The following is a 25,258-nucleotide window of genomic DNA, read 5'->3' on the forward strand; positions in this document are numbered from 1 at the left end:
ACTGTGCAGGCCCCCGCGTCGAAGCGACACCCAACTATGCCTGTGCGCTCGGGGACGAACGGCGGCGGGGTGGTGAAGGTTTCCCGCACCCCGCCGCCGTAGCGCCTACCGAGCCGGCGTCTTTACTGCCCGGCGAACTTCTTGCTGACCGCGTTGTAGATGCCCTTGGCCTCCTTGCCGAAGCGCGGGCCGGCCAGCCACCCGGCCGTCACGGGGCCGATGGAGGTGTTCGAGACCAGGGCGGGCTTGCCGTCCTGCCCCTGGGCGACCCAGCCGCCACCGGACGAACCGCCGGTCATGGTGCAGCCGATGCGGTACATCGTCGGGTCCGGCTTGCTCATCGAGAGCCGGCCCGGCTTGTCCGCGCACTGGAACAGCTTCTGCCCGTCGAAGGGCGGAGCGGCCGGGTAGCCGGTCGCCGTCATGCTCCTGAGCTGCGGCACGGCCGGGGCGTTGAAGTCCACCGGAAGCGCCGAACCGACGGTCTCCTCGAGCGACTTGCCCTCGCTGCCCTTCTCGGGCTTCACATGCATGACCGCGAAGTCGTACGGCGCGCCCTTGCCGCCCGTCGGACCGCCCTGCTCGATCCACTGGTCGGAGGTCTGTGCCCAGTCGCCCCACCAGACGCCGTACGGAGCGACCTCTTCCTTGGGGGCGTTCCGCAGCTCCGCGGCCGACTTACCGCTGTCGTTGTACGACGGGACGAAGACCATGTTGCGGTACCAGCCGCCGTTCTTGCCGTCGTGCACGCAGTGGCCGGCGGTCCACACCATGTTGGACTTGCCGGGGTGAGCCGGGTCCTTCACCACGGTCGCGGAGCAGACCATCGAACCCTTGGGGCTGTCGAAGAACAGCTTGCCGGAGGCCGGGGCCTGGTCGTGGTACGGCGTCTTCACGGCCGCGGCCTCGACGGGCTCGGGGGTCGGGTCGGTGATGCCCTGGTCACCGGAGATGTCATTGTCGTCGACGCTCCGGTCGGGGTTCTTGTCCGCGTCCCGCATCCGGTCCGGGTCCCACAGGTCCTCGATGATCGGGTTGACGAAGTCGCCCGCCTCGCGCAGCCAGTCGTCCTTGTTCCAGTTCTTCCAGGCGCCGTTCTTCCACTTGTCCAGGTCGAACCCGTGCTCCTTGAGCTTGTCCTTGAGGCCGTCCGGGATCTTGAGGTTGTCGTCGCCGTTGCTGTCGCCGGCCTGCGACGAGGACGAGTCGCCGCCGGCGTTGTCCTCGTTGGGCCCACAGGCCGTGGCGGTCAGCGCCAGCACGGCTCCGAGCGCGACGACGGCTGCCACGGGGGACGTTCTGGTGCGCGCGCTCCTCCTACTGCGAACGGTGAAGGACGGACGTATGGGTCGCATGGTGAGAATCCCCCTGGGCCTCGAAATCGTTCCAAAGTGCTGGACATCCGGGTGCGGAACACCCGTTGCCACCGGTGCGGCACCCCTTCGCTGGATTTGCTCCGATTTGCTCGGGGGAGCGGTGCGCCTGTCGCTGATGAACGGCCCCCACACTATGCCGGTGCCGTTGGGGACGGCCGACGGAAGGGCAACGGTTCCGTCACGGCAAGGATCTTCCATTGACCCGTGATTCCGCGCGTTCCTCGTCGTTGGTACCTACGGGGGAGTCGCCGCCTGCGTTCATACCCCTGCCCAACTCGCCCGCGCTACCGCCCACATGGAGCTCTCCGGAGCCGCACCGGACGGACGCGCTCGTCCACAGCGGGAGGACCCACAGTCGTGGCCGTGACCGAGCCTGCGCCCGCGGCAGTGTCCGCAGAACGTTCCGTGACGCAGCCCGCCCCTCACCCCGCACCGCAGTCCGCCCCGCAGCCCCGTGGACAATCGGCACCGGAGCCCGGACCGACGACCCCGCCGGGGACGGAGCGGGAGGCCGCGACCAACCGTGCGACGCACCACTCGGCGGATCCCGCGGTGTACTCCACCGCCCATGAGGGGATCCTGCGCCGCCAATCGGCACGTGAATCCGCGGCACGCACCTATGCGCGAGCCCTGCCGATCGTGCCGGTCCGGGCCCGCGGCCTGACGATCGAAGGCGCCGACGGGAGTCGCTACCTCGACTGCCTCTCGGGAGCGGGAACCCTGGCCCTCGGCCACAACCACCCCGTGGTGCTTGAGGCGATCAGGAAGGTCCTCGACTCCGGGGCGCCGCTGCACGTCCTCGATCTGGCGACGCCCGTCAAGGACGCCTTCACCACCGAGCTGTTCCAGACCTTGCCGCACGGCCTGGCGGACCGCGCACGCATCCAGTTCTGCGGCCCCGCGGGCACGGACGCGGTGGAGGCAGCGCTGAAACTGGTCCGGGCGGCCACCGGCCGCGACGGCATGCTCGCCTTCACCGGCGCCTACCACGGGATGACGGCCGGGGCGCTCGAAGTGTCCGGCGGCGCACGGGACGTACGCGTCGCGCGCCTGCCCTACCCGCAGGACTACCGCTGCCCCTTCGGCGTCGGCGGCGAGCGCGGCGCGGAACTGTCCGCCCGATGGGCCCAAAACCTCCTCGATGACACCAAGTCGGGCGTACCGACACCGGCCGGCATGATCCTCGAACCGGTGCAGGGCGAGGGCGGGGTCCTCCCGGCACCCGACGCCTGGCTCCGCAGGATGCGGGAGATCACCGCCGCGCGCGGCATCCCGCTCATCGCGGACGAGGTCCAGACGGGCGTCGGCCGCACCGGCGCCTTCTGGGCTGTCGAGCACAGCGGCGTCGTCCCGGACGTGATGGTGCTCTCGAAAGCGATCGGCGGCAGCCTCCCCCTGGCCGTCGTGGTCTACCGCGACGACCTCGACGTCTGGCCGCCCGGCGCGCACGCGGGCACCTTCCGCGGCAACCAACTCGCCATGGCCGCAGGCGCGGCGACCCTCGCCTACGTCCGTGAGAACGGCCTCGCCGAACGCGCCGCCACCCTCGGCGCCCGCATGCTCGCCCAACTGCGCTCCCTGGCCGCCGATCACCCCTGCATCGGCGAGGTCCGCGGCCGAGGCCTGATGATCGGAGTGGAACTGGTGGATCCGGGTTCGGAGACGGAGCAGGTCTCGGGGGTGGAGCAGATCTCGGGGGTGGAGCAGATCGCGAGGGGGGAGCAGATCGCGAGGGGGGAGCGGGCCTCGGCGAAGTCGGGCCTGGTCCCGCCACCACAGCCCTCCCCCCTTTGCGAGTCCGTGGAGGCCCTGCCTGCCGGCGCCTCCACGGGAACCGCGCCCGACCGGCCCAGCACCTCCTCGGCCGAACTCCATGCCACCACCCCACCCCACCCACCGGCACCCGGACTCGCCGCGGCAGTCCAGCGCGAATGCCTGCACCGGGGTCTGATCGTCGAACTCGGCGGCCGCCACTCCAGCGTCGTACGGCTCCTCCCTCCACTGACCATCACCGACGAACAGGCCGCCGCGATCCTCGACCGCCTGGCCGACGCTCTGACGACCGCAGCGCGTACCCACCACGGATGACCAAGACGGACCCCGGCCGCTCCCTGCGGACACGCATCGCCGAGCGCGCACCGGACCTGTCGCACACGGAGCCCCGGACAATCTCGCAAGGAAGCCCCTCTTGAACGCCACCCCCGCATCCGAAGGCCGGCCCCACCCTCACGCCCCAGACGCGTGCGGCGCGCACACCTCACTGGTGGCGGAGTCCGGTACGGTCCCCCGGCAGAAGGGTGGCGGCCAGGAAGCCGAGCGCCTGCACGGCACCTCCACCGACCTGCTCGAACACCCAGACCCGTACACCGCAGCCCAAGTGGCGGCCGTCGAGAACCTCCTGCGCTGCTGGGTCAGGGAGAACAACCTCCCCGCGCCGGAACGCGGAGTCCTGCGCATCCCTCTCCCGGCCAGTGGAACGGCCCTGCTCGTCCCCGTCCACTACTGGTCGGCCACCGGATGGCACCGCTTCAGCCTCCCCTACCTGGAGGACGGCCCGGCGAGCGCCCCTCCCGTGGACGCCGTCACCGTCGCCGCCCTGCTCAGCCGGGAGACGGCCCGCCGAGCCACGGGGCCGTCGCCGAGCGACCCCGCTGGCCTTGGCGGCGGCCCCGGTGGCGCGGCTGAAGCGGTTGATCCGGTTGATCAGAGCGAGCCCGCTGATGCGGCTGATGTGACTGAGTCGACTGAGGCGGCTGAGTCGGGTGAGCAGGCTGAATCAGCGGACGGCGCGGACCTGGTAGGCCGCGTCGCCGACTCGGTCCGGCGCACGGCCCAGTTCATCGCCGACCGCCGCGACCGACCCGACGACGAGCCCGACCTCTTCCTCGCCGCCGAGCAGTCCCTGCTCCTCGGGCATCCCCTCCACCCCACCCCCAAAAGCCGCGAAGGCCTATCCGACACCGAATCACGCCTTTACTCACCGGAGTTGCGCGGCGCGTTCGCACTGCACTGGCTGGCCGTCGACCGCTCCGTACTCGCCTCCGACTCGGCCTGGACCGAGCGCGGCCGCACTGTCCCCGCCGACCGGCTCACCGCCCGCCTCGCGGGCCCGGACCTGCCGCTTCCGGACGGTCGTGCCGCCCTGCCCGTGCACCCATGGCAGATCCGCGAGCTCCGGCACCGCCCCGCCGCTGCCGACTTGCTGGACGCCGGGCTCCTCCAGGACCTCGGCCCTCACGGCATCCCCTGGCACCCCACCTCCTCCGTACGGACCGTCTACCGCTCCGGCGCGGCCGCCATGCTGAAGCTCTCGCTCGGCCTGCGCATCACCAACTCCCGTCGTGAAAACCTCCGTAAGGAACTGCACCGCGGCGTCGAGGTCCACCGGCTGCTGCGCAGCGGCCTCGCCGAGGAGTGGCAGTCGGTCCACCCCTGCTTCGACGTGGTCCGCGACCCCGCCTGGCTCGCCGTCACCGGGTCCGACGGCGTGCCCGTCCCCGGGCTCGACGTCATGATCCGGCACAACCCCTTCGGGCCCGGCGACGACGTCACCTGCATCGCCGGCCTCGTCTCACCCCGGCCTTCAGCGCTGCCCGCCTGCCGGGAACGCCGCGCCATGCATTCCCGGCTCGGCGAGACGGTCACCCGACTCGCCGGACGAACAGGGCGCCCCCGAGGTGCTGTCGCCGCCGAGTGGTTCCTGCGCTACCTCGAAGCCGTAGTACGACCCGTGCTCTGGCTGGACAGCGAGGCGGGCGTCGCCCTGGAAGCGCACCAGCAGAACACTCTGCTCGTGCTCGACTCCGAGGGCTGGCCCGTGGGCGGCCGATACCGCGACAACCAGGGCTACTACTTCCGGGAATCCCGGCGCACCGAACTCGAACGACGGCTTCCCGGCATCGGCCACGACAGCGACACCTTCGTCTCCGACGAGGTGACGGACGAGCGGTTCGCCTACTACCTCGGCATCAACAACGTCCTCGGACTCATCGGTGCCCTCGGCGCCGAACGGCTCGCGGACGAACGGCTGCTGCTGGCCGCCTTCCGCCGCTTCCTCGGCGATGTCGCTTCGGGACCCGACCGGCTCCGCACCCCATTGCCCGCGATGCTGCTCGACTCGCCGCTGCTGCGGTGCAAGGCCAATCTGCTGACCCGGTTGCACGGCCTCGACGAGCTCGTCGGACCGGTCGACACCCAATCCGTCTACGTCACCATCTCCAACCCCCTCCATTCCTGAGGAACATGACCCGCCTCTTCTGACAGGAGTGACGCCGTGACTCCCACCGATGCGAGCACCGACGCCGGGACCGAGCCCGCCGCTGCCGGCGCCGACTGCGCAGACACCCTCGACCTGCGCCTGACCGACGAGCTCGTCGCCCTGCTGGCCGACAGCGACGGGCGAGCTGCTGTGGCGGACGATCTACTGGACGGCGTCGGAGGCTGGGGGCCCGTCACCACTACCGTCGGCGTCTTCCAACTCGTACCTGTGCGTCTCGAACGCGACCTCCCGCTCATTACCCGCTGGATGAATGACCCGGCCGTAGCTGCCTTCTGGGAACTGGCGGGACCCGAAGGCGTCACAGAGGCCCATCTGCGCTCCCAGCTCGACGGAGACGGACGCAGCGTTCCTTGCCTGGGCGTGCTGGAGGGCATGCCGATGAGCTACTGGGAGATCTACCGTGCGGATCTGGACCCCCTGGCCCGCCACTACCCCTCGCGCCCCCACGACACCGGGATCCACCTCTTGGTCGGCAGTGTCACCGGCCGCGGCCGCGGCCTGGGCACCGCGTTGCTGCGAGCCGTCGCCGACTTGGTACTCGACCACCGCCCCGCATGCGCACGCGTCGTAGCAGAACCCGATCTGCGCAACACCCCCTCCGTCTCCGCATTCCTGAGCGCCGGCTTCCGCTTCTCCGCCGAAGTGGATCTGCCCGGCAAGCGAGCGGCTCTCATGGTCCGTGACCGGGCCCTGCGCGCCGTGCTGTGACCCCATCACTCCTAGTACACCGCTCGACCCGATCCGGTTCCCTCACTGAGGAGTCCCCGTGCCGAATCCGCCCGCAGGCCAGATGCCCCACCCCGCCGCCGAGCTCCACGGCCCACCCGAGCTGAACCGGGAGAGATGGCGCGAGGCCGGGCGCCGCCTGCTGGCCAAGATGATCGGAGAGTTCGCGTATGAGGAGATCATCCAGCCCATACCGGCAGCGGACGAGGCAGAGGGCACCTACCGGCTCCGACTCGAACCGGCCGAGCGGGACGGAACCGCCGCCCCGATCGCAGGAGACGGCGTCTGCCTCACCTTCCGCGCCCGCCGAGGCTCGTACGGCAGCTGGTACGTGGACCCGGCCGGCCTGACCCTCGCCGAGGGCGACGGATCCACCGCCCCCTTCGACGACCCCGTGCGGTTCCTCGTCCTGGCCCGGCGGACCCTCGGTCTCGACGGCGCCACACTCGGCCACCTCATCCGCGAGCTCACCGTCACGCTCAGCGCCGACACCCGGATCGACCACACGGCGCTGAGCGCCGCCCAGCTCGCCGACCTCGGCTACGCGGAACTCGAAGGGCACCAGACCGGTCACCCCTGGATCGTCCTCAACAAGGGACGCATCGGCTTCTCCGCAGGCGACACCGACCGGTGGGCCCCCGAAGCCCGCCACCCCACGGCACTGCCCTGGATCGCCGTCCACACCAGCCTCGCCGTATACCGAGGCGTCGCGGGCCTGGACACCGCCCAGCAGCTCTACACCCGCGAACTCGCCGCCGCCACCCGCGAATCCTTCGCGAACTTACTCCGCGCTCGCGGCCTTGATCCGCGTGACTACCTCTACCTCCCCGTGCACCCCTGGCAGTGGGACGAGATCGTGCTGCCGCTCTTCGCTCCGTCCGTTGCCACGGATGCCATCGTTCCGCTCTGCAGCGACGGCGACCTTCGCCTCCCTCAGCAGTCCATCCGTACGTTCCTCAACGTCTCCCGCCCGGACCGGCACACCGTCAAGCTCCCCTTGTCGGTCCTCAACACCCTTGTGTGGCGCGGACTGCCGACAGAACGCACGGTCGCCGCTCCCGCCGTCACGGCATGGATGCACGCGCTGCGCGACGCAGACCCCTACCTACGGGACGAATGCGGAGTGATCCTGCTCGGCGAAGTCGCCTCGGTGACCGTCGAGCACCCCGTCTACGATCAGTTACCGGAAGTCCCCTACCAGTACAGGGAGTTGCTCGGCGCGATCTGGCGCGAGCCGGTCAGCAAGTATCTGGCGCCCGATGAACGCGCCCGCACCCTCGCCTCGCTCACGCACACCGATCCCGTGGGCCGGGCCTTCGTCGCGGAACTCGTGGAACGCTCGGGGCTGGCCCCCACGGTATGGCTGCGCCGGCTCTTCGGCGCCCTGCTGCCGCCCCTGCTGCACTTCCTGTACCGCTACGGCACAGTGTTCTCCCCTCACGGGGAGAACACGATCGTGGTCTTCGACAACAAGGACGTGCCTGTCCGGCTCGCGGTGAAGGACTTCGTGGACGACGTCAATGTGAGCGCCGTGCCGCTGCCCGAGCAGGACTCGATGCCGGACGCCGTACGCGACGTACTCCTCACAGAGCCCCCCGGTTTCCTCACGCAGTTCATCCACTCGGGTCTCTTCGTGGGCGTCTTCCGCTACCTCGCGCCGTTGTGCGAGGCGCAACTGGGTGTCGCGGAGGACGATTTCTGGGCGCTGGCACGTGCCGAGATTCTGCGGTACCAGGCACACGCTCCGGAGCTGAAGGAGCGGTACGAGATGTTCGACCTGCTCACACCCCGTATCGAGCGGCTCTGTCTCAACCGGAACCGCCTCCACCTCGACGGTTACCGCGACCGCTCCGAGCGGCCGCACGCCGCCGTGCACGGGACCGTGGCGAACCCCCTCCACCAGCCGTGATCTCCGGAATGTCAGTGGGGCACCGTAGGGTGGTCGCGCTATGACGAAGCCCTCCCTCCCCGAGCTCCTGCACGCCGCCGTCACCGCTGTCGGCGGCACGGAACGCCCTGGCCAGGTGTCCATGGCCGAGACCGTCGCCGAGGCGATCGACGACGGCTCCCACCTGCTGGTCCAGGCCGGCACCGGCACGGGCAAATCCCTCGGCTATCTCGTGCCGGCCCTCGCCCACGGAGAGCGTGTGGTGATCGCGACGGCCACCCTCGCCCTGCAGCGCCAGCTCGTGGAGCGGGACCTGCCGCGCACGGTGGACGCTCTGCATCCGCTGCTGCGCCGCCGCCCCCAGTTCGCCATGCTCAAGGGCCGCTCGAACTACCTGTGTCTGCACCGGCTCCACGAAGGCATGCCGCAGGACGAGGAGGAGGGACTCTTCGACCAGTTCGAGGCGGCGGCCCCCACCAGCAAGCTGGGCCAGGACCTCCTGCGGATGCGGGACTGGGCGGACGAGACCGAGACGGGCGACCGTGACGACCTCACCCCGGGTGTCTCGGATCGTGCCTGGTCCCAGGTGTCCGTCTCCTCCAGGGAGTGCCTGGGCGCTTCAAAGTGTGCCTACGGCGCGGAGTGCTTCGCCGAGGCGGCCCGCGAGCGCGCCAAGCTCTCCGACGTCGTCGTCACCAATCACGCGCTGCTCGCCATCGACGCCATCGAGGGCGCACCCGTCCTGCCCCAGCACGAGGTGCTGATCGTGGACGAGGCGCATGAGCTGGTCTCCCGTGTCACCGGCGTGGCCACGGGTGAGCTCACCCCGGGGCAGGTGAACCGTGCGGTGCGCCGTGTGGCCAAGCTCGTCAACGAAAAGGCCGCGGATCAGCTCCAGACCGCGTCGGAGGGGTTCGAGCGGCTGATGGAGCTGGCTCTGCCTGGCCGCCTCGAGGAGATCCCCGAGGATCTCGGATACGCGCTGATGGCCCTGCGTGACGCCGCCCGCACGGTCATCACGGCGCTCGGCTCGACCCGTGACAAGTCGGTGCAGGACGAGGACGCGGTCCGCAAGCAGGCACTCGCATCCGTGGAGTCGATCCACGACGTGGCGGAGCGCATCACGAACGGTTCCGAGTACGACGTCGTCTGGTACGAGCGCCACGAGCGCTTCGGCGCCTCCCTGCGCGTGGCCCCCATGTCCGTGTCGGGGCTCCTCAGGGAGAAGCTCTTCGCCGACCGTTCGGTGGTCCTCACCTCCGCGACGCTGAAGCTCGGCGGCGACTTCAACGGGGTGGGCGCATCGCTCGGCCTGGCCCCGGAGGGCGCCGTGTCCGAGGACGCGCCCGTCTGGAAGGGCCTCGACGTCGGCTCGCCCTTCGATTACGGCAAACAGGGCATTCTGTACGTCGCCAAGCATCTGGCGCGGCCGGGGCGCGAGGGCACCCGCAGTGACATGCTCGATGAGCTGGCCGAGCTGATCGAGGCGGCCGGTGGCCGTACGCTCGGCCTGTTCTCCTCCATGCGTGCTGCCCAGGGGGCGGCCGAGGAGCTGCGGGAGCGCCTGGACGTGCCCATCCTGCTGCAGGGCGAGGAGACCCTGGGCGAGCTGATCAAGGGCTTCGCGGCGGACCCGAAGACGTGTCTCTTCGGGACGCTCTCGCTCTGGCAGGGCGTGGATGTGCCGGGCGCCAGCTGCCAGCTGGTGATCATGGACAAGATCCCGTTCCCGCGCCCCGACGATCCGCTGATGAGCGCCCGCCAGAAGGCGGTGGACGAGGCCGGGGGCAATGGCTTCATGGCGGTCGCTGCGACGCACGCGGCCCTCCTGATGGCGCAGGGTGCGGGACGTCTCGTCCGCGCGTCCGGGGACCGTGGCGTGGTCGCCGTCCTGGACCCCCGCCTCGCGACCGCGCGCTACGGCAGCTACCTGCGGGCCTCGCTGCCTGATTTCTGGTACACGACGGACCGCAATCAGGCGCGCCGTTCCCTGGCCGCGATCGACGCCGCCGCGAAGGCCGAAGAGGGTTAGGTCAGGGCTAGGCCTCTCAGGCGCTGCCTCAGGGCGCTGGCCAAGGAGGCGGCAGCCGGGCGGCAGGTGGAGAGCGCGGGGCCACACAGACCCCGCGTAAGCCCGTTCCTGGGCGGCTGAGCACGGTTGCATGACCCTCCGCACCCTGGACCAGCAGTAGCCGCCGGGTGCGCCGGACATAGCAGGGCCCCGGAACCGGCGCAGTTGGTTCCGGGGCCCGGTCAGGGGCGGTCTCACACCCGCCGCAGCACCGCCACGACCTTGCCGAGGATCGTCGCCTCGTCGCCGGGGATCGGCTGGTACGCCGAGTTGTGCGGGAGCAGCCAGACGTGGCCGTCCTCGCGCTTGAAGCGCTTGACGGTCGCTTCGCCGTCCAGCATGGCGGCCACGATGTCGCCGTTCTCCGCGACGGGCTGGCGGCGGACCGTGACCCAGTCGCCGTCGCAGATCGCGGCCTCGATCATCGAGTCGCCGACGACCTTCAGGACGAAGAGCTCACCGTCGCCGACGAGCTGCCGGGGGAGCGGGAAGACGTCCTCCACCGACTCCTCGGCGAGGATTGGGCCACCGGCCGCGATACGGCCGACGAGCGGGACGTACGAGGCGGCAGGCTTGCCGGTGGTGTCGGTGGGCTGGCTGCTCGGCTGGTCGGAGCCCCGGACCTCGTAGGCGCGCGGCCGGTGCGGGTCCCGGCGCAGGAAACCCTTGCGCTCCAGGGCCATCAGCTGATGTGCGACGGAGGAGGTGCTGGAGAGGCCGACGGCCTGACCGATCTCCCGCATCGACGGCGGGTAGCCGCGCCGCTGCACGGAGTCCCTGATGACCTCGATCACCCTGCGTTGCCGATCGGTCAGCCCCGAGCTGTCGGCACGGATGCCTGGAGGTCGGCCCGGCAGGGAGCGGGTGGGCGCGGGCCCCTCCTGGTTCGTGGCTGCGTCATTCATGGCATGCACCGGCTCGAGTCGGCTCTGAGAACGGTCCTGGGCAGTGATGGTGGCGCTGTCTGCGGTGGTGGTCACGTCGGTCGGCCCCTCTCGAGATGTTCTCTCCCTAGCTAGCCAACGGTAGTTGCTTTCGAAAGGTTGCGCCAAACACACGTTCGAGTGAAAAATCGACGATTACCTGCCGTGATCATGTGTGCGGGTGTATGGCTGCCGCCAGGGCGGAAGGGCAATTCGGTTCATTACGGTACGCTTCACCGCTGAAGTCTTGAGTCCCTTCGCGGGCCTCTCATACTGCCACTCGTCGTCTCGCGAACCCGGCACCGGCCCCGCTCCGAGCGGCGTGCGCGCGGCGGGCGCGAGCACCCTCCGGACGACACGCGAGGTGCGAAAAGGCGGCCAGACCCCAGATCTAGTGGTTGGATTGCATCAGTGGCCCAGAAGTTGTGGTCCCTGGTCTTCCGGGGCCTCGGCCATCGCCTATGCTTGGGGCTGCTTCGAGGGCCCCACGGGCCCGTTGAGGCTTACGAGTCGTGCCGTGAAGGAGGGTTGGGAGTTCCATGCACTGCCCCTTCTGCAGGCACCCCGACAGCCGCGTAGTAGACAGCCGGACCACCGACGACGGCACGTCGATTCGCCGTCGCCGTCAGTGCCCCGACTGCTCCCGTCGTTTCACGACGGTGGAGACGTGTTCACTGATGGTGATCAAGCGCAGCGGTGTGACGGAGCCCTTCAGTCGCACGAAGGTCATCAATGGCGTCCGTAAGGCGTGCCAGGGACGTCCGGTGACCGAGGACGCGCTCGCACTGCTCGGCCAGCGGGTCGAAGAGGCGGTGCGCGCCACCGGTAGCGCCGAGCTGACCACGCACGACGTGGGCCTTGCCATACTGGGTCCGCTGCAGGAGCTCGACCTCGTCGCCTACCTGCGCTTCGCGTCCGTGTACCGGGCCTTCGACTCGCTCGAGGACTTCGAGGCTGCCATCGGGGAGCTGAGGGAACAGCGGCTGGACGCGGAGCCGCGCGACGCGGGCGGAGAGCGCGTCGTGAATGACCGCGGGCCCGGAGGGACTGTCGAAGTCCCGGTGCCCGCCACTGCCGCCGACTGACCGGCTGACCGGCCGGCGGCTGACCAGACCTGTTGAGGGCGTCCTCTGTGATGCCCTCGACACCAGACACACATCCGTGCCACAGGGAAGAACGTGGCACTTCAGGGCGTTTTAGCCTGATACAGGGAGGCGGCATGACCGAGACGACGAGCGGCCCGGCACGAGGTTCCCGCGCCAAGGGGTCCAAGGCCAACAAGGGTCTGCGTATCGAGCGCATCCACACGACCCCCGGCGTGCATCCGTACGACGAGGTGGTCTGGGAGCGCCGAGACGTCGTCATGACCAACTGGCGCGACGGCTCGGTCAATTTCGAGCAGCGTGGCGTCGAGTTCCCCGACTTCTGGTCGGTGAACGCGGTCAACATCGTCACCAGTAAGTACTTCCGCGGGGCTGTTGGTACCCCGCAGCGCGAGACCGGCCTCAAGCAGCTGATCGACCGCATCGTGAAGACCTACCGCAAGGCCGGTGAGGAGTACAGCTACTTCGCCTCGCCCGCCGACGCCGAGATCTTCGAGCACGAGCTGGCCTACGCCCTCCTGCACCAGGTCTTCAGCTTCAACTCGCCGGTCTGGTTCAACGTCGGCACGCCCCAGCCGCAGCAGGTCTCCGCCTGCTTCATCCTCGCCGTCGACGACTCCATGGAGTCGATCCTCGACTGGTACAAGGAAGAGGGCATGATCTTCAAGGGCGGCTCCGGTGCCGGCCTGAACCTCTCCCGCATCCGTTCCTCCAAGGAACTGCTCTCCTCCGGAGGCAATGCCTCGGGTCCCGTCTCCTTCATGCGCGGTGCCGACGCCTCCGCAGGAACGATCAAGTCCGGTGGCGCCACGCGTCGCGCGGCCAAGATGGTCATCCTCGACGTCGACCACCCCGACATCGAGGGCTTCATCGAGACCAAGGTGAAGGAAGAGGAGAAGATCCGCGCCCTGCGTGACGCGGGCTTCGACATGGACCTGGGCGGCGACGACATCACGTCCGTCCAGTACCAGAACGCCAACAACTCGGTCCGCGTGAACGACACGTTCATGAAGGCGGTCGAGGAGGGCGGCAAGTTCGGCCTCACCTCCCGCATGACGGGCGACGTCATCGAGGAGGTCGACGCCAAGTCGCTCTTCCGCAAGATGGCCGAGGCCGCCTGGGCCTGCGCCGACCCCGGCATCCAGTACGACGACACCATCAACGCCTGGCACACCTGCCCGGAGTCCGGCCGCATCAACGGCTCGAACCCGTGCAGCGAGTACATGCACCTGGACAACACGTCCTGCAACCTCGCCTCGCTGAACCTGATGAAGTTCCTCAAGGACGACGGCAAGGGCAACCAGTCCTTCGACTCCGAGCGCTTCTCCAAGGTCGTCGAGCTGGTCATCACCGCGATGGACATCTCCATCTGCTTCGCGGACTTCCCGACGCAGAAGATCGGTGAGAACACCCGCGCCTTCCGCCAGCTGGGCATCGGCTACGCCAACCTCGGCGCCCTCCTGATGGCCACCGGTCACGCCTACGACTCCGACGGCGGCCGCGCCCTCGCCGGCGCCATCACCTCGCTGATGACCGGTACGTCGTACAAGCGTTCCGCCGAGCTGGCCGCGGTCGTCGGCCCTTACGACGGCTACGCCAAGAACGCCACGCCGCACAAGCGCGTCATGAAGCAGCACGCCGACGCCAACGCCACGGCCGTCCGCATGGACGACCTGGACTCGCCGATCTGGGCCGCCGCCACGGAGGCCTGGCAGGACGTGATCCGCCTCGGCGAGAAGAACGGGTTCCGTAACTCGCAGGCGTCCGTCATCGCCCCGACCGGCACCATCGGTCTCGCGATGTCCTGCGACACCACGGGCCTGGAGCCCGACCTCGCCCTGGTGAAGTTCAAGAAGCTCGTCGGCGGCGGCTCGATGCAGATCGTCAACGGCACCGTGCCGCAGGCTCTGCGCCGCCTGGGCTACCAGGAGGAGCAGATCGAGGCGATCGTCGCCCACATCGCCGAGAACGGCAATGTGATCGACGCCCCGGGCCTGAAGACCGAGCACTACGAGGTCTTCGACTGCGCCATGGGCGAGCGCTCCATCTCCGCGATGGGCCACGTCCGCATGATGGCCGCGATCCAGCCGTGGATCTCGGGCGCCCTCTCCAAGACGGTCAACCTCCCGGAGACCGCCACCGTCGAGGACGTCGAAGAGGTCTACTTCGAGGCGTGGAAGATGGGCGTCAAGGCGCTCGCCATCTACCGCGACAACTGCAAGGTCGGTCAGCCGCTCTCCGCCAAGAAGAAGGAGCAGGAGAAGGCCGAGATCACCGAGAAGACCGAGGACACGATCCGTTCCGCGGTCGAGAAGGTGGTCGAGTACCGCCCGGTCCGCAAGCGTCTCCCGAAGGGCCGTCCCGGCATCACCACCTCCTTCACGGTGGGCGGCGCCGAGGGCTACATGACCGCCAACTCCTACCCGGACGACGGTCTCGGCGAGGTCTTCCTGAAGATGTCCAAGCAGGGTTCGACCCTCGCGGGCATGATGGACGCCTTCTCCATCGCCGTCTCGGTCGGCCTGCAGTACGGCGTGCCCCTGGAGACGTACGTCTCCAAGTTCACGAACATGCGCTTCGAGCCGGCCGGCATGACGGACGACCCGGACGTGCGGATGGCGCAGTCGATCGTCGACTACATCTTCCGCCGCCTGGCGCTGGACTTCCTGCCCTTCGAGACGCGCTCCGCGCTCGGCATCCACTCCGCCGAGGAGCGTCAGCGTCACCTGGAGACCGGCTCGTACGAGGCCGCCGAGGACGAGGTCGACGTCGAGGGGCTGGCTCAGTCCGCCCCGCGGCAGACCGAGGCCCTGAAGGCGGTCGCCACGCCGAAGGCCGAGTCCGATGCGGTCAAGGAGGTCCCGCAGCAGGCGCACACCAGCGCCGAGCTCGTGGAGATGCAGCTGGGCATCCAGGCCGACGCGCCGCTGTGCTTCTCCTGCGGCACGAAGATGCAGCGCGCGGGCTCCTGCTACATCTGCGAGGGCTGCGGATCCACGAGCGGCTGCAGCTGATACCGGGCGAATCCGCGTGGGGCACACCCGTCCTACGTAGCTCGCACCGATAGCTGACCAGCAGCTCACGAAGGTCACGAAGGGGACCGGCCTCAGGCCGGTCCCCTTTCGCGTACCCGTGACGGGATCGGAGACGGCCGCGCAGAGGGCTCAGTGCGCGCCGCCCATGAGCGAGGCGAACGAGGTCGGGTCGGCGTCGAAGCCCCGGACGGATTCGCGGAACGACCAGGCCCCTGACTCGTCCCGGGTGAACTCGGCGACGGTCGCGGCGGTGGAGCCGGAGACACTGCCCAGATCGTTCTGCGCCAGGTCCGTGTATCCCTCGCGAATGCGGACCGCGGTGTTCGCGATGTCGCCCAGGACCTTCGGCTCCGTGTGCTGCTGTATGGCCACCCCCACCACCACCCGTACGACCGTGGAGGCGAGCCGGTCCAATTCCAGGGTCATGACCTCGTCGAAGCCGAACCCCTGGCCCGTCCTGCTGTCCCGGTTGAGCGTGATCGTGCCGTCGGGGGAGCGGCTGTCGAAGTGCACGAGGTAGACGGGGGTGCCGTACGGAGCGTCCGCCGCGTACGTCGCGGCGATGATGTCGAGGTCGTTGGGCGGCCGGCCGGCCGGGCTCGGATCCCACTTGAGGCCGACTTCCACCTTCTTGATTCCCTTGCTGACACTGCTCATCGGTCTTCCCCCTCCTCGTGACCTGGCCGCTGAGAATTCACCAGGCATGTCCCACACACACGCTACGGCGTACCCCTGACAACGCCGTGGCATCCCTGCTCACGGTGGTGGGGGCCGGGCGTGGGCGTCGCGGGTCGGTGCGCGGGGCGGTCGAGGGATCATGGACCTATGACATGGAACGGCGAAGAGCTCGACATCGAGGCCTACCTGGCGAGGCTCGGGCACACCGGCGGGACCAAGCCGGATCTCGACACCCTGTACGCGCTCCACAGTGCGCACGTGGCGGCGATCCCCTTCGAGAACCTCGAGATGATGCTCGGCCGTTCGGTCCCGCTGGACCTCTCGGCACTGCAGGCCAAGCTGCTGCACAAGCGGCGGGGCGGTTACTGCTACGAGCAGAATCTGCTCTTCGCCGCCGCCTTGGAACACCTCGGCTTCACCGTCACCGGTCTCGGGGCCCGCGTCAGGTCCGGGGCTTCCTCCACGCGCGCGGTGACCCACATGCTCCTCAAGGTCGAGGTGGACGGCGAGGCCTTCCACTGCGACGTCGGCTTCGGTGCCGACGGGCTGCTCGAACCCATGCCGCTGCGCGCCGGCGTGGAGCGGCAACAAGGGGAGTGGCGTTTCCGGCTCCGGCAGGAGGACGACGGTGTCCTGGCGCTGCAGACATGGGGCTATGACGGATGGTTCGACCTCTACGCGTACACCCTGGAGCGGCGGCTTCCCGTCGACTACGTAGTAATGAACCACTACACGTCGACCCACCCCAGGTCGTCGTTCATCCGACGCCCGGTGGTGCAGAAGGCCGATCCGGAGGTACGCCGCCGACTCGTGGCCGATCAGTTGGCGGTGGTGCGTCCGGACGGAGTGGTGGAGCAACGAAGCGTTCCTGTGGGCGAATTGAGAGCTGTTCTCGACCGGGAGTTCGGTATCGAACTCGATGCCGACGACTCGGCCGAGCTGATCCGGGTGCACTACGCCGGAGCGTGACCCGGGCCGCACTCCGCACCGTACGATGGCGCGGTGCTGGTCAAGTGGACTCGCTGCACCGTGGTGGACCGTCGGGGGTTCGAACGCGGGCAGCGAAAGTGGGCGGGGCTTTTGGGGGAGCCGGGGTTCCGGGGACAGGGCGGGGGGTGGAGCCGGGGACGGCAGGGTGTCGCTCACGTCTTCGCCTTCTGGGAGAGCCGTGCCTTCTACGACTCCTTCATGGCCCGCTCGCACGACCGGCTCGCGACCGCGCAGTCCGGCACCTTCAAGAAGCGGCAAGCCAAACTCTTCGACCACCGCTTCGATGTGAAGACGGGGTTCGAGCCGCGCTTCACGGACGCGGACGTGGTGCGTGTCGCGCACTGCCGGGTCCGGGAGGCGCGGGTCGAGCACTTCGCGCTGATGCAGGAGAAGGTGTGGAACCCCGCTATGGCCGGTTCACCGGGAATGGTGCGCGGTCTCTTCGGCGAGGCGCCCGGACACGAATTCCTGGTGCTCTCGATGTGGCAGTCGGCGGCCGAGCACGGCAAGTACCGGGCCGAACGGGTCGAGCGCCTGTCGCTGCGGGCGCAGACGGACGCCGACGTCTCCGCGCTCGCGGGGGACATCGTGCAGTTGGAACCGTCGTGGACGGTCTGACCCGTGGCCGGTTCTGATCTTGGGCCGTGACGGTCTGGCCTCTTCCTTCTCTTGGTGGTTCCTTCTCCTTCCGCGCCGCGGACGGCATTTCTGTCGAGGGGGCGGTCAGCGCCGGGCGAACGCGCCCTCGCGAGTGGCCGCAACGGCTGCCGCCGCCGACTGGTCGGCGAGCGCCAGGTCGATCGGTTCGCGGGTGATGAACACGCGGAGCAGCAGCGGGGCGGAAACGGCACGGACGAGCGCAGCCGCGTCGGTGTCCGGCGATGCCTCGCCACGCGCCACGGCGCGCTCCACGACCGTCTCGCAGCGGGTGAACCGCTCGGCGTAGAAGGCGTGCAGGGCATCTGCGGCCCGCTGTGACTGGAAGGACGCCGCGACGAAAGCGGTAGGGGCGGCGGACGCGGCGTCGTCGGAGAAGGATTCGACCACCTCGCGGGCGAGTTCCCTCAGGTCGCCTTCCAGGCTGCCGGTGTCCGGCGGAGTCCACGCGTCCTCGCCCGCCATCTCCAGCGCGTCGGCGACCATTCCTTCGAGGCCGCCCCAGCGGCGGTACAACGTCGTCTTGTGCACACCCGAGTGGTCGGCCACGTATTCGACGGTGAGGCCGGGGTAGCCGTGGTCGGCCAGGCCGCTCAGCACCGCGTCCCGGACGGCTGCGCGGGTGCGGGCGGTGCGGCCGCCGGGGCGGCGGGTGCCGGGGGCGGGAGCCGCCTCCGGCCCGGCGAGGTCCGATCTGTCGGCCTCCCGTCCACCGGCGTCCGATCTGCCGGTTCCGTCCGATCTGCCGGTTCCGGTCCCACTCCGCTCTTCGGTCACGCTGGACCCGGGCTCTCCGTCGCTCAGTCCCGCACTGCTACGACCAGCCGCGACGTGCTTGTCCGCCATCTTCGCGTTCCCTCCTCGGCGCCCGGGACAAAAATAAGTGCAACTCGTGTTGCATTAGCTCGGGCAGTCTGTCACACTCATCGTAATGCGACATCCGTTGTGTTTAGTTGGGTGGATGCGAAAACGGGGGTTCCTTTGCCTACTCAGATCTCTCTGCATGGCGTGATCAAGACTCGTGGTGACCGGATGCTGTTCGACGGGGTGTCCCTCGCGATCCGGCCGGGTGAGCGCATAGGTGTCGTGGGGGAGAACGGCGCGGGAAAGTCCACGCTGCTGCACCTGATGTCCGGCGACGAGATGCCCGACGAGGGTGAGGTGGTGACCGTCGCCGAGCGGGGAGCCGGGCTGCTCGCTCAGACTCCGCAGCTTCCGGCGAACAGTCGCGTCGCTGACACGATCGACGAGGCGCTGGCCGAACTGCGCTCAATGGAAGGACGGTTGCGCAGCCTTGAGGCGGGGCTCGGTTCCGCGACCGAGCGCGAGTTGAGTGTGTACGGCGACCTGCTGACGGCCTTCGAACTGCGTGGTGGTTACGAGGCCGACGCGCGCGTGGACAAGGCGATGCACGGCCTGGGCCTCGGGCACATCGACCGGGACAGAACTCTGGGCAGCCTGTCCGGTGGTGAGCAGGCACGGCTCGGGCTTGCCTGCCTCATCGCGGCAGCACCCGAGGTGATGCTGTTGGACGAGCCGACCAACCACTTGGACGAGGGCGCGCTGGACTGGCTGGAGAGTGCCCTGTCGGCGCATCGCGGAACGGTGGTCGCGGTCTCACATGACCGCACGTTCCTGGAACGCGTGACCACCGCGATCCTCGAAGTGGACGCCGACCGTCGTTCGGTGGTGCGGCACGGCGGCGGATACCAGGGGCTCGTGGCGGAACGGGCGGCCGCCCGGCAGCGCTGGGAGCAGGAGTACGCGCAGTGGTGCGAGGAGACGAGCCGCCTCCAGGAGTTCATGGGGACCACCGCCCACTCCGTCGCCGGTGGGCGGGGCATGAAGGACAACAACAAGATGGCCTACGACCGGGCCGGCGGCCGGGTCCAGGCCTCGATTTCGGGACGCGTGCGGAACGCACAGGAACGACTGCGCCGACTGCGCGAACAGCCGGTGCCCAAGCCTCCGGAGCCGCTCCGCTTCATGGCGCGCCCCGTGGCCGGTGCGGCCGAAGGACCGCTGGTGACCCTGCGGGACGTCCGGGTGGGTGAGCGGCTCGCCGTGGAGTCGCTCACCGTCTCGGCCGGTGAACGACTGCTGATCCATGGAGGCAATGGCGCGGGAAAATCCACGCTGCTGCGCACCATGGCGGGCGTGCTCGAACCCGACGCGGGCACCGTCGACCGCAGAGGCCGCATCGGCTATCTCGCCCAGGAGATACCGGCGCGACGCCCCACCGAGCGGGTCCTTCAGGTATTCGGCAGGGGCCTCGGGCTCACCGAGGAGGAACAGCGGGAACTGCTCCTTTCGTACGGCCTGTTCCGGCCCCGCGACCTGCACGTTCCGGTCGGGGCCCTGTCCGCCGGGCAGCGCCGGAGGCTGGCTCTCGCGCGGCTGCTCGCCAGACCCGCAGACCTGCTGTTGCTCGACGAGCCGGCCAACCACTTGGCGCTCGGCCTGGTCGAGGAGCTGGAGGCGGCCCTGGACCAGTGGACGGGAGCCTTGGTGGTCGTCTCGCACGACCGGTTGCTGCGCCGGCGCTTCACCGGCCGAATACGCCGGATGGAGGCTGGACGGCTACCCGACTGAGCGGCCCGCCAGGGACCCGATCTAGGGTTTCCTTATGGCACGCCCGCGGCGCATCTTCCTGGTCCGGCACGGCGAGTCGGCTGGAAACGCCGACGACACCGTGTACGAGCGCGAACCCGACCACGCGCTCGCACTCACCGAAACGGGGTGGGCCCAAGCGGCTGACATGGGCAAACACGTGCGGGAACTGCTCGGCCGTGAGCGGGTGAGCGTGTATGTCTCGCCGTACCGCCGGACCCATGAGACCTTCCAGGCGCTCCGACTCGATCCCGAACTGGTCCGCGTGCGCGAGGAGCCGAGGCTGCGGGAGCAGGACTGGGGCAACTGGCAGGACAGGGACGACGTGCGCCTGCAGAAGGCGTACCGGGACGCGTACGGGCACTTCTTCTACCGTTTCGCGCAGGGAGAGTCGGGGGCCGATGTCTACGACCGGGTGGGGGCCTTCCTGGAGAGCCTCTACCGGAGCTTCGAGGCCCCGGACCATCCGCCGAACGTCCTGCTGGTCACCCACGGACTGACCATGCGGCTGTTCTGTATGCGGTGGTTCCACTGGTCGGTGGCCGAGTTCGAGTCGCTGTCCAATCCGGGCAACGGAGAGATGAGGATGCTGGTGCTCGGCGAGGACGGCAAGTACACGCTGGACCGGCCGTTCGAACGGTGGCGTGAGCCGGAGTCGTACGGGATCACCGGTTAGGCGCCGCACGATTGCCGTGGTCGTCGAGGTGGCGACGGTGACCCGGGCGAAGGCTCGGGGTGGGACGGATGGTCGACCAGTTGGTGGTGCTGTACCCGTGAGCAACGAATTAGAGTGGCAGGGCGATGATCGCTGATTCCTCTCCCGACCGGCGCCTCGAGCGCGCTCTGGCCAGCTTGCACGGGCTGGCGGTGGGGGATGCGCTGGGTTCACAGTTCTTCGTGCCCGCGCACTACCCACTGCTCAAGCGCCGACAGCTGCCCGAAGCCCCATGGCAGTGGACCGACGACACGGAGATGGCCTGCTCCGTGCTGGCCATCCTCGTCAGACATCGGCGGATCGATCAGGACGCCCTCGTCCAGTCGTTCGCCGAGCACCATGACTTCGACCGTGGCTACGGCCCCGCCGTGAACCGGCTGCTCAGGCAGGTCCGCGAAGGTGACGACTGGCGGGAGCGGGCCTCCGCGCTCTTCAAGGGGCAGGGGTCCTGGGGAAACGGCGCGGCCATGCGGATCGCACCTCTCGGCGCCTGGTACGCGGACGACCCGGAGCAGGCGACGCACCAGGCGGAGATCTCGGCGTATCCCACGCATCAGCACCGTGAGGCGGTGGTCGGAGCCATGGCGGTGGCGGCGGCCGCGGCGCTGACGGCCGCCCCGACCGGACTGCCCACACCGCAGGAGCTCCTCGACGGCGTCATCGCGCTGGTGCCGCGCAGCGCCGTGGGAGCAGGGCTGCGCAGGGCGCGGGACATGCTCGACTACGGCGATGCGGGGACGGTGGCAGCGGTCCTGGGATGTGGCCGTCGGACGAGCGCGCACGACACGGTGCCGTTCGCGCTGTGGTCCGCCGCGCGTGGTCTCGGGGCGTACGAGCGGGCCATATGGGACACCGCGCAGGTGGGCGGGGACATGGACACGACCTGCGCCATCGTCGGAGGTGTGGTGGCCTCCGGCGAGGGCGGGGCTCCGCCCGCTGAGTGGCTGGAGCGGACGGAGGCGCTGCCCGGTTGGGCCCCTTGGGCTAGCGGTGGCAAGGGCGATGGCAGCGGCTCTGGCGGTGATGGGGCCGGTGGCAGTGGCAGTGGCAGTGGCAGTGGCAGTGGCAGTGGCAGTGGCAGTGGCAGTGGCAGTGACGGCGACAACGCGGGTCGACGTCCGTAGGAGGGCCTCGTTGGTCTCGTAGCGTCGGCGTCTTCTGTCACGACCATGGCCTCCTGTCACGGTCATGGCCTCCTGTCACGGTCATGACACAGGCGGGATGCGGGCGGAGGGCTGAGGGTGCGGCGTCCGGTTACGCTGCTTCGGCCGCAGTTGATCTTGATGTGCGTGCGTTGAACGCGGTGCCGGTTCCGGCAGCTCGGTGGTCACCTGCGCGTGCCGCGTGCTGCGCGCGGAAACCGGCCGGGGGAGGGGTCCGTGTCCGGCACATCAGGCAGGCACCGCACATCAGGCAGTCACGGCACATCGGGCAGGCACCGCACATCAGGCAGTCACGGCACATCGGGCAGGCACCGCACATCAGGCAGTCACGGCACATCGGGCAGGCACCGCACATCGGGCAGGCACGGCACATCAAGCGAGTGCGGCACGTCAGTCGGGCACGGCGGATCAGATCTGCCTTCATCCGTGCACCTGCGGCGGCAGGTCGGGCAGCACGTACCCCTCGTACAGATGACGCGGTACGCGGCAACGGATGTCGGGCCGACCTCGTCGTCATGGTCGGCCCGGCATCCGTGGCTCGGCGACGGACCCGCTCGCCGTCGCGAGCGGTCGGAGCCGTCGGGCCGGTCAGGCGCCCGCGGGGCCCGCGGCGCTTGCCGTGCCGGCGAGGGCGTCCAGGTCGCTCTTGCGTACCCGGATCACCAGCGCGGCGGTGGCCAGGGCGAGCACGGCCATGGCCACCGCCGGTATGAAGGCGGTCGAGATGCCCTGGGAGAGCACCTCGTGGCCCCAGGGTGCGGGGAGCTCGTGGGTCTTGGCGAACGCGGCCTTCTGCTCCGGTGTGGCGTGGGTCATGAAGTCCGCCATCTGCTCCTTGCCCTCGTCGCGGCTGGCCGTGCCGAAGACCGTGGTGAGGATGGAGAGGCCGAGCGAGCCACCCACCTGCTGGGTGGTGTTGAGCAGGCCGGATGCCGCGCCCGCTTCGTGGAGGGCCACTCCGGAGACCGCTGTCAGGGTCAGGGTCACGAAGTTCAGGCCCATGCCGAAGCCGAACAGGAGCATCGGGCCGAGCACCCCGCCGAGGTACGAGCTGTCCGGGCCGAGCAGTGTCAGCCAGCCGAGGCCCAGGGCGACGATGACCGATCCCGAGACCATGAACGGCTTGGGACCGAGCACGGGGAGGAACTTCTGCGAAAGGCCCGCTCCGATCGCGATGACGAGCGTGACCGGCAGGAACGCAAGGCCTGCCTCGATCGGGGTGTAGCCCAGGATGTTCTGCACGAAGAGAACGATGAAGAAGAAGATGCCGAACATCGCGGCGGCCAGGCTGAGCATGATCACGTACGTGCCCGAGCGGTTGCGGTCGGCGAACATCCGCAGGGGCGTGATCGGTTCCTTCGCCCGCCGCTCGACGAACACGAAGGCCACGAGCAAAACCACGGCCGCGCCGAACGAACCCAGCGTGACGCTGTCGCGCCAGCCCTCCTCGGCGGAGCGGATGAAGCCGTAGACCAGGGAGGCCATGCCGAGTGTGGACGTGAGCGCGCCCAGGAGGTCGAAGCGGCCGGGGTGGCGTTCGGACTCGTTGATGTAGAGCGGGGTCAGGACGGCGATCAGGATGCCGATGGGCACGTTCACGAAGAGGACCCAGCGCCAGTCGAGCCACTCGGTGAGCATGCCGCCTGCCAGCAGGCCGATCGCGCCGCCACCGGCGGAGACGGCGGCGAAGACACCGAAGGCGCGGTTCCGCTCGGGGCCCTCGGGGAAGGTCGTCGTGATGAGCGCCAGCGAGGTGGGCGAGGCTATCGCGCCTCCGACGCCCTGCAGGGCGCGCGCGGCCAGCAACTGCCAGGGTTCCTGGGCGAAACCGCCGAGGAGCGAGGCGAGGGTGAAGAGGAGGATGCCGGTCATGAAGACGCGACGGCGTCCCAGGATGTCTCCGGCGCGACCGCCGAGCAGCAGCAGTCCGCCGAAGGTGAGGGTGTACGCACTGACGACCCAAGTGAGGTCGGTCGTCGAGAAGTTGAGGGCTCCCTGGATGTGGGGGAGCGCGATATTCACAATCGTCGCGTCCAGGACCACCATGAGTTGGCAGGCCGCGATGACGGTGAGAGCCAGGCCGGGGTGCCCCTCCCGGCGGGCGGCCCCGGGTTTTTGATTGGGTGTCAGCTGAGAGGTCGTTGTCATGATCCCCCGCAAGTTCCTTAGTGAACGGATGCGTTCACTGTTCACTACGACGGTAGTGACTCCACTTGAGTGAACGCAAGCGTTCACTCACCTTTGTTCTGACGGTTTTCTGACGTGCCTGCTCGCTCAACGGAGAGAAAAAGATGGCTACTTCGCGATGGGCGGCCGTTCCCGCCCGGGCGGTTTCCCCGCGTCGCCGGGGGCCCGTGCTGGAACGGGCGATCCTCGATGCCGCCCTGGAGCAGCTCGGCACGGTCGGCTGGGGCGGGCTGACGATGGAGGGCGTGGCCGCGGGCGCGCAGACCGGCAAGGCCGCCGTCTACCGCCGCTGGCCGTCCAAGGAGGACCTCGTCGTGCATGCGCTGCGGGCCGGGCTGCCGCGGCTGGACAGCGCCCCGGATCTCGGCAGCGTCCGGGAGGATCTGTTGCAGCTGTGCAAGCAGATGCGGGTGACGATGTTCTCGCGCCCCGGGTTCGCCCTGCGCGCGGTGCTTCACGAGTGCGACGCGGTAACGGCCGAACGCTTCCATGACGTGATCTTCGAAGGCGTCATCGAGCCCAGCGTGAAGTTGATTAAAGAGGTTCTGCGCCGTGGAATCGAGCGCGGAGAGGTCCGTTCCGGGGGGCTGGACGGCTATGTGTGCGATGTGATTCCGGCGATGTTCATGTACCGCTCGAAGGTGTGCGGGAGTGAATGGCGGGACGAGGAATTCGAAGCGCTCATCGACGAGGTGATGGTGCCGCTGCTGCGCCCCTGAGGGTCCTCCACTGCTGCGCCCCTGAGGGTCCTCCACTGCTGCGCCCCTGAGGGGCCACCACCGCGCCCTTGAGGGGCCACTGCCGCATCCCTGAGGGTTCCACTGCCGCGCCCGCGAGGGGCCGCTCCCGGTGGGTGG

18 protein-coding genes are annotated in these 25,258 nt (G+C 69.2%); 13 read left to right on the forward strand and 5 right to left on the reverse strand.

Annotated elements, in window-relative coordinates:
• Positions 1-122: 122 nt before the first annotated feature.
• Positions 123-1,355, reverse strand: a complete 1,233-nt coding sequence (locus ACFVYR_RS19505) for a trypsin-like serine peptidase (protein ID WP_384257376.1) — start codon at positions 1,353-1,355, stop codon at positions 123-125.
• A gap of 573 nt (positions 1,356-1,928) precedes the next feature.
• Between ACFVYR_RS19505 and ACFVYR_RS19510 the strand changes: the two genes are divergently transcribed.
• The 5 genes from ACFVYR_RS19510 to ACFVYR_RS19530 all read left to right on the forward strand — a co-directional run bounded on the left by ACFVYR_RS19510 (position 1,929) and on the right by ACFVYR_RS19530 (position 10,301).
• The gene (locus ACFVYR_RS19510; protein ID WP_384257387.1) at positions 1,929-3,464 is read left to right on the forward strand and encodes a diaminobutyrate--2-oxoglutarate transaminase family protein; all 1,536 of its coding nucleotides are present in this window, start codon (positions 1,929-1,931) and stop codon (positions 3,462-3,464) included.
• A 100-nt stretch (positions 3,465-3,564) separates the two neighbouring features.
• Positions 3,565-5,613: an IucA/IucC family protein gene (locus tag ACFVYR_RS19515; protein WP_384257373.1), complete on the forward strand. Its 2,049-nt coding sequence runs from the start codon at positions 3,565-3,567 to the stop codon at positions 5,611-5,613.
• Positions 5,614-5,649: 36 nt separating this feature from the next.
• Positions 5,650-6,363, forward strand: a complete 714-nt coding sequence (locus ACFVYR_RS19520) for a GNAT family N-acetyltransferase (protein WP_384257371.1) — start codon at positions 5,650-5,652, stop codon at positions 6,361-6,363.
• Between the two features lie 58 nt (positions 6,364-6,421).
• Positions 6,422-8,290, forward strand: coding sequence for an IucA/IucC family protein (locus tag ACFVYR_RS19525; protein ID WP_384257368.1), 1,869 nt, complete (start codon positions 6,422-6,424; stop codon positions 8,288-8,290).
• A 40-nt stretch (positions 8,291-8,330) separates the two neighbouring features.
• On the forward strand, positions 8,331-10,301 hold the full coding sequence (locus ACFVYR_RS19530; RefSeq protein WP_384257366.1) for an ATP-dependent DNA helicase: 1,971 nt from the start codon (positions 8,331-8,333) through the stop codon (positions 10,299-10,301).
• A 233-nt stretch (positions 10,302-10,534) separates the two neighbouring features.
• Here the strand turns inward: ACFVYR_RS19530 and lexA are convergent, their stop codons facing one another.
• Positions 10,535-11,320, reverse strand: a complete 786-nt coding sequence (lexA, locus tag ACFVYR_RS19535) for a transcriptional repressor LexA (protein WP_355804345.1) — start codon at positions 11,318-11,320, stop codon at positions 10,535-10,537.
• Positions 11,321-11,802: 482 nt separating this feature from the next.
• Here lexA and nrdR point away from each other — a divergent pair, with 482 nt between their 5' ends.
• Together nrdR and ACFVYR_RS19545 are read left to right on the forward strand one after the other, a co-directional pair.
• Entirely contained in the window at positions 11,803-12,348 is a 546-nt protein-coding gene (gene nrdR / locus ACFVYR_RS19540) for a transcriptional regulator NrdR (RefSeq protein ID WP_219689514.1), read from the forward strand.
• Positions 12,349-12,482: 134 nt separating this feature from the next.
• The gene (locus ACFVYR_RS19545; RefSeq protein ID WP_384257363.1) at positions 12,483-15,380 is read left to right on the forward strand and encodes a vitamin B12-dependent ribonucleotide reductase; all 2,898 of its coding nucleotides are present in this window, start codon (positions 12,483-12,485) and stop codon (positions 15,378-15,380) included.
• Positions 15,381-15,530: 150 nt separating this feature from the next.
• Here the strand turns inward: ACFVYR_RS19545 and ACFVYR_RS19550 are convergent, their stop codons facing one another.
• Positions 15,531-16,106: a TerD family protein gene (locus tag ACFVYR_RS19550; RefSeq protein WP_384257360.1), complete on the reverse strand. Its 576-nt coding sequence runs from the start codon at positions 16,104-16,106 to the stop codon at positions 15,531-15,533.
• A gap of 120 nt (positions 16,107-16,226) precedes the next feature.
• Between ACFVYR_RS19550 and ACFVYR_RS19555 the strand changes: the two genes are divergently transcribed.
• Together ACFVYR_RS19555 and ACFVYR_RS19560 are read left to right on the forward strand one after the other, a co-directional pair.
• Positions 16,227-17,048: an arylamine N-acetyltransferase gene (locus tag ACFVYR_RS19555; RefSeq protein WP_384257358.1), complete on the forward strand. Its 822-nt coding sequence runs from the start codon at positions 16,227-16,229 to the stop codon at positions 17,046-17,048.
• A 33-nt stretch (positions 17,049-17,081) separates the two neighbouring features.
• Positions 17,082-17,687: a YdbC family protein gene (locus ACFVYR_RS19560; protein ID WP_384257355.1), complete on the forward strand. Its 606-nt coding sequence runs from the start codon at positions 17,082-17,084 to the stop codon at positions 17,685-17,687.
• Between the two features lie 105 nt (positions 17,688-17,792).
• Here the strand turns inward: ACFVYR_RS19560 and ACFVYR_RS19565 are convergent, their stop codons facing one another.
• Positions 17,793-18,572 carry a TetR-like C-terminal domain-containing protein gene (locus ACFVYR_RS19565; RefSeq protein ID WP_384257353.1) on the reverse strand — a complete coding sequence of 260 codons (780 nt, stop codon included), beginning with the start codon at positions 18,570-18,572 and terminating at the stop codon, positions 17,793-17,795.
• Between the two features lie 186 nt (positions 18,573-18,758).
• On the opposite strand from ACFVYR_RS19565, the gene ACFVYR_RS19570 reads away from it, so the two are divergent.
• The 3 genes from ACFVYR_RS19570 (at position 18,759) to ACFVYR_RS19580 (ending at position 22,175) form a co-directional block, all read left to right on the forward strand.
• Positions 18,759-20,318: an ABC-F family ATP-binding cassette domain-containing protein gene (locus ACFVYR_RS19570; RefSeq protein ID WP_384257385.1), complete on the forward strand. Its 1,560-nt coding sequence runs from the start codon at positions 18,759-18,761 to the stop codon at positions 20,316-20,318.
• A gap of 34 nt (positions 20,319-20,352) precedes the next feature.
• The gene (locus tag ACFVYR_RS19575; RefSeq protein WP_384257351.1) at positions 20,353-21,012 is read left to right on the forward strand and encodes a histidine phosphatase family protein; all 660 of its coding nucleotides are present in this window, start codon (positions 20,353-20,355) and stop codon (positions 21,010-21,012) included.
• A gap of 125 nt (positions 21,013-21,137) precedes the next feature.
• Positions 21,138-22,175, forward strand: a complete 1,038-nt coding sequence (locus ACFVYR_RS19580) for an ADP-ribosylglycohydrolase family protein (RefSeq protein WP_384257348.1) — start codon at positions 21,138-21,140, stop codon at positions 22,173-22,175.
• Between the two features lie 627 nt (positions 22,176-22,802).
• On the opposite strand, the gene ACFVYR_RS19585 is transcribed toward ACFVYR_RS19580, so the two are convergent.
• The gene (locus ACFVYR_RS19585) at positions 22,803-24,362 is read right to left on the reverse strand and encodes an MFS transporter (protein WP_384257345.1); all 1,560 of its coding nucleotides are present in this window, start codon (positions 24,360-24,362) and stop codon (positions 22,803-22,805) included.
• A 143-nt stretch (positions 24,363-24,505) separates the two neighbouring features.
• On the opposite strand from ACFVYR_RS19585, the gene ACFVYR_RS19590 reads away from it, so the two are divergent.
• Positions 24,506-25,120 carry a TetR/AcrR family transcriptional regulator gene (locus tag ACFVYR_RS19590; RefSeq protein WP_384257342.1) on the forward strand — a complete coding sequence of 205 codons (615 nt, stop codon included), beginning with the start codon at positions 24,506-24,508 and terminating at the stop codon, positions 25,118-25,120.
• Positions 25,121-25,258: the final 138 nt, after the last annotated feature.

The sequence above is a fragment of the Streptomyces sp. NPDC058284 genome (assembly GCF_042881135.1).
GTDB lineage: Bacteria > Actinomycetota > Actinomycetes > Streptomycetales > Streptomycetaceae > Streptomyces.

Bases quoted from the DNA above. Each gene is read 5' to 3' on its own strand.
- ACFVYR_RS19575 (WP_384257351.1), top strand. From the start codon at position 20,353: ATGGCACGCCCGCGGCGCATCTTCCTGGTCCGGCACGGCGAGTCGGCT.
- nrdR (WP_219689514.1), top strand. From the start codon at position 11,803: ATGCACTGCCCCTTCTGCAGGCACCCCGACAGCCGCGTAGTAGACAGC.
- ACFVYR_RS19505 (WP_384257376.1), bottom strand. From the start codon at position 1,355: ATGCGACCCATACGTCCGTCCTTCACCGTTCGCAGTAGGAGGAGCGCG.
- ACFVYR_RS19570 (WP_384257385.1), top strand. From the start codon at position 18,759: ATGCTGTTCGACGGGGTGTCCCTCGCGATCCGGCCGGGTGAGCGCATA.
- ACFVYR_RS19545 (WP_384257363.1), top strand. From the start codon at position 12,483: ATGACCGAGACGACGAGCGGCCCGGCACGAGGTTCCCGCGCCAAGGGG.
- ACFVYR_RS19585 (WP_384257345.1), bottom strand. From the start codon at position 24,362: ATGACAACGACCTCTCAGCTGACACCCAATCAAAAACCCGGGGCCGCC.
- ACFVYR_RS19550 (WP_384257360.1), bottom strand. From the start codon at position 16,106: ATGCCTGGTGAATTCTCAGCGGCCAGGTCACGAGGAGGGGGAAGACCG.
- ACFVYR_RS19555 (WP_384257358.1), top strand. From the start codon at position 16,227: ATGACATGGAACGGCGAAGAGCTCGACATCGAGGCCTACCTGGCGAGG.
- ACFVYR_RS19580 (WP_384257348.1), top strand. From the start codon at position 21,138: ATGATCGCTGATTCCTCTCCCGACCGGCGCCTCGAGCGCGCTCTGGCC.
- ACFVYR_RS19590 (WP_384257342.1), top strand. From the start codon at position 24,506: ATGGCTACTTCGCGATGGGCGGCCGTTCCCGCCCGGGCGGTTTCCCCG.
- ACFVYR_RS19565 (WP_384257353.1), bottom strand. From the start codon at position 18,572: ATGGCGGACAAGCACGTCGCGGCTGGTCGTAGCAGTGCGGGACTGAGC.
- ACFVYR_RS19530 (WP_384257366.1), top strand. From the start codon at position 8,331: ATGACGAAGCCCTCCCTCCCCGAGCTCCTGCACGCCGCCGTCACCGCT.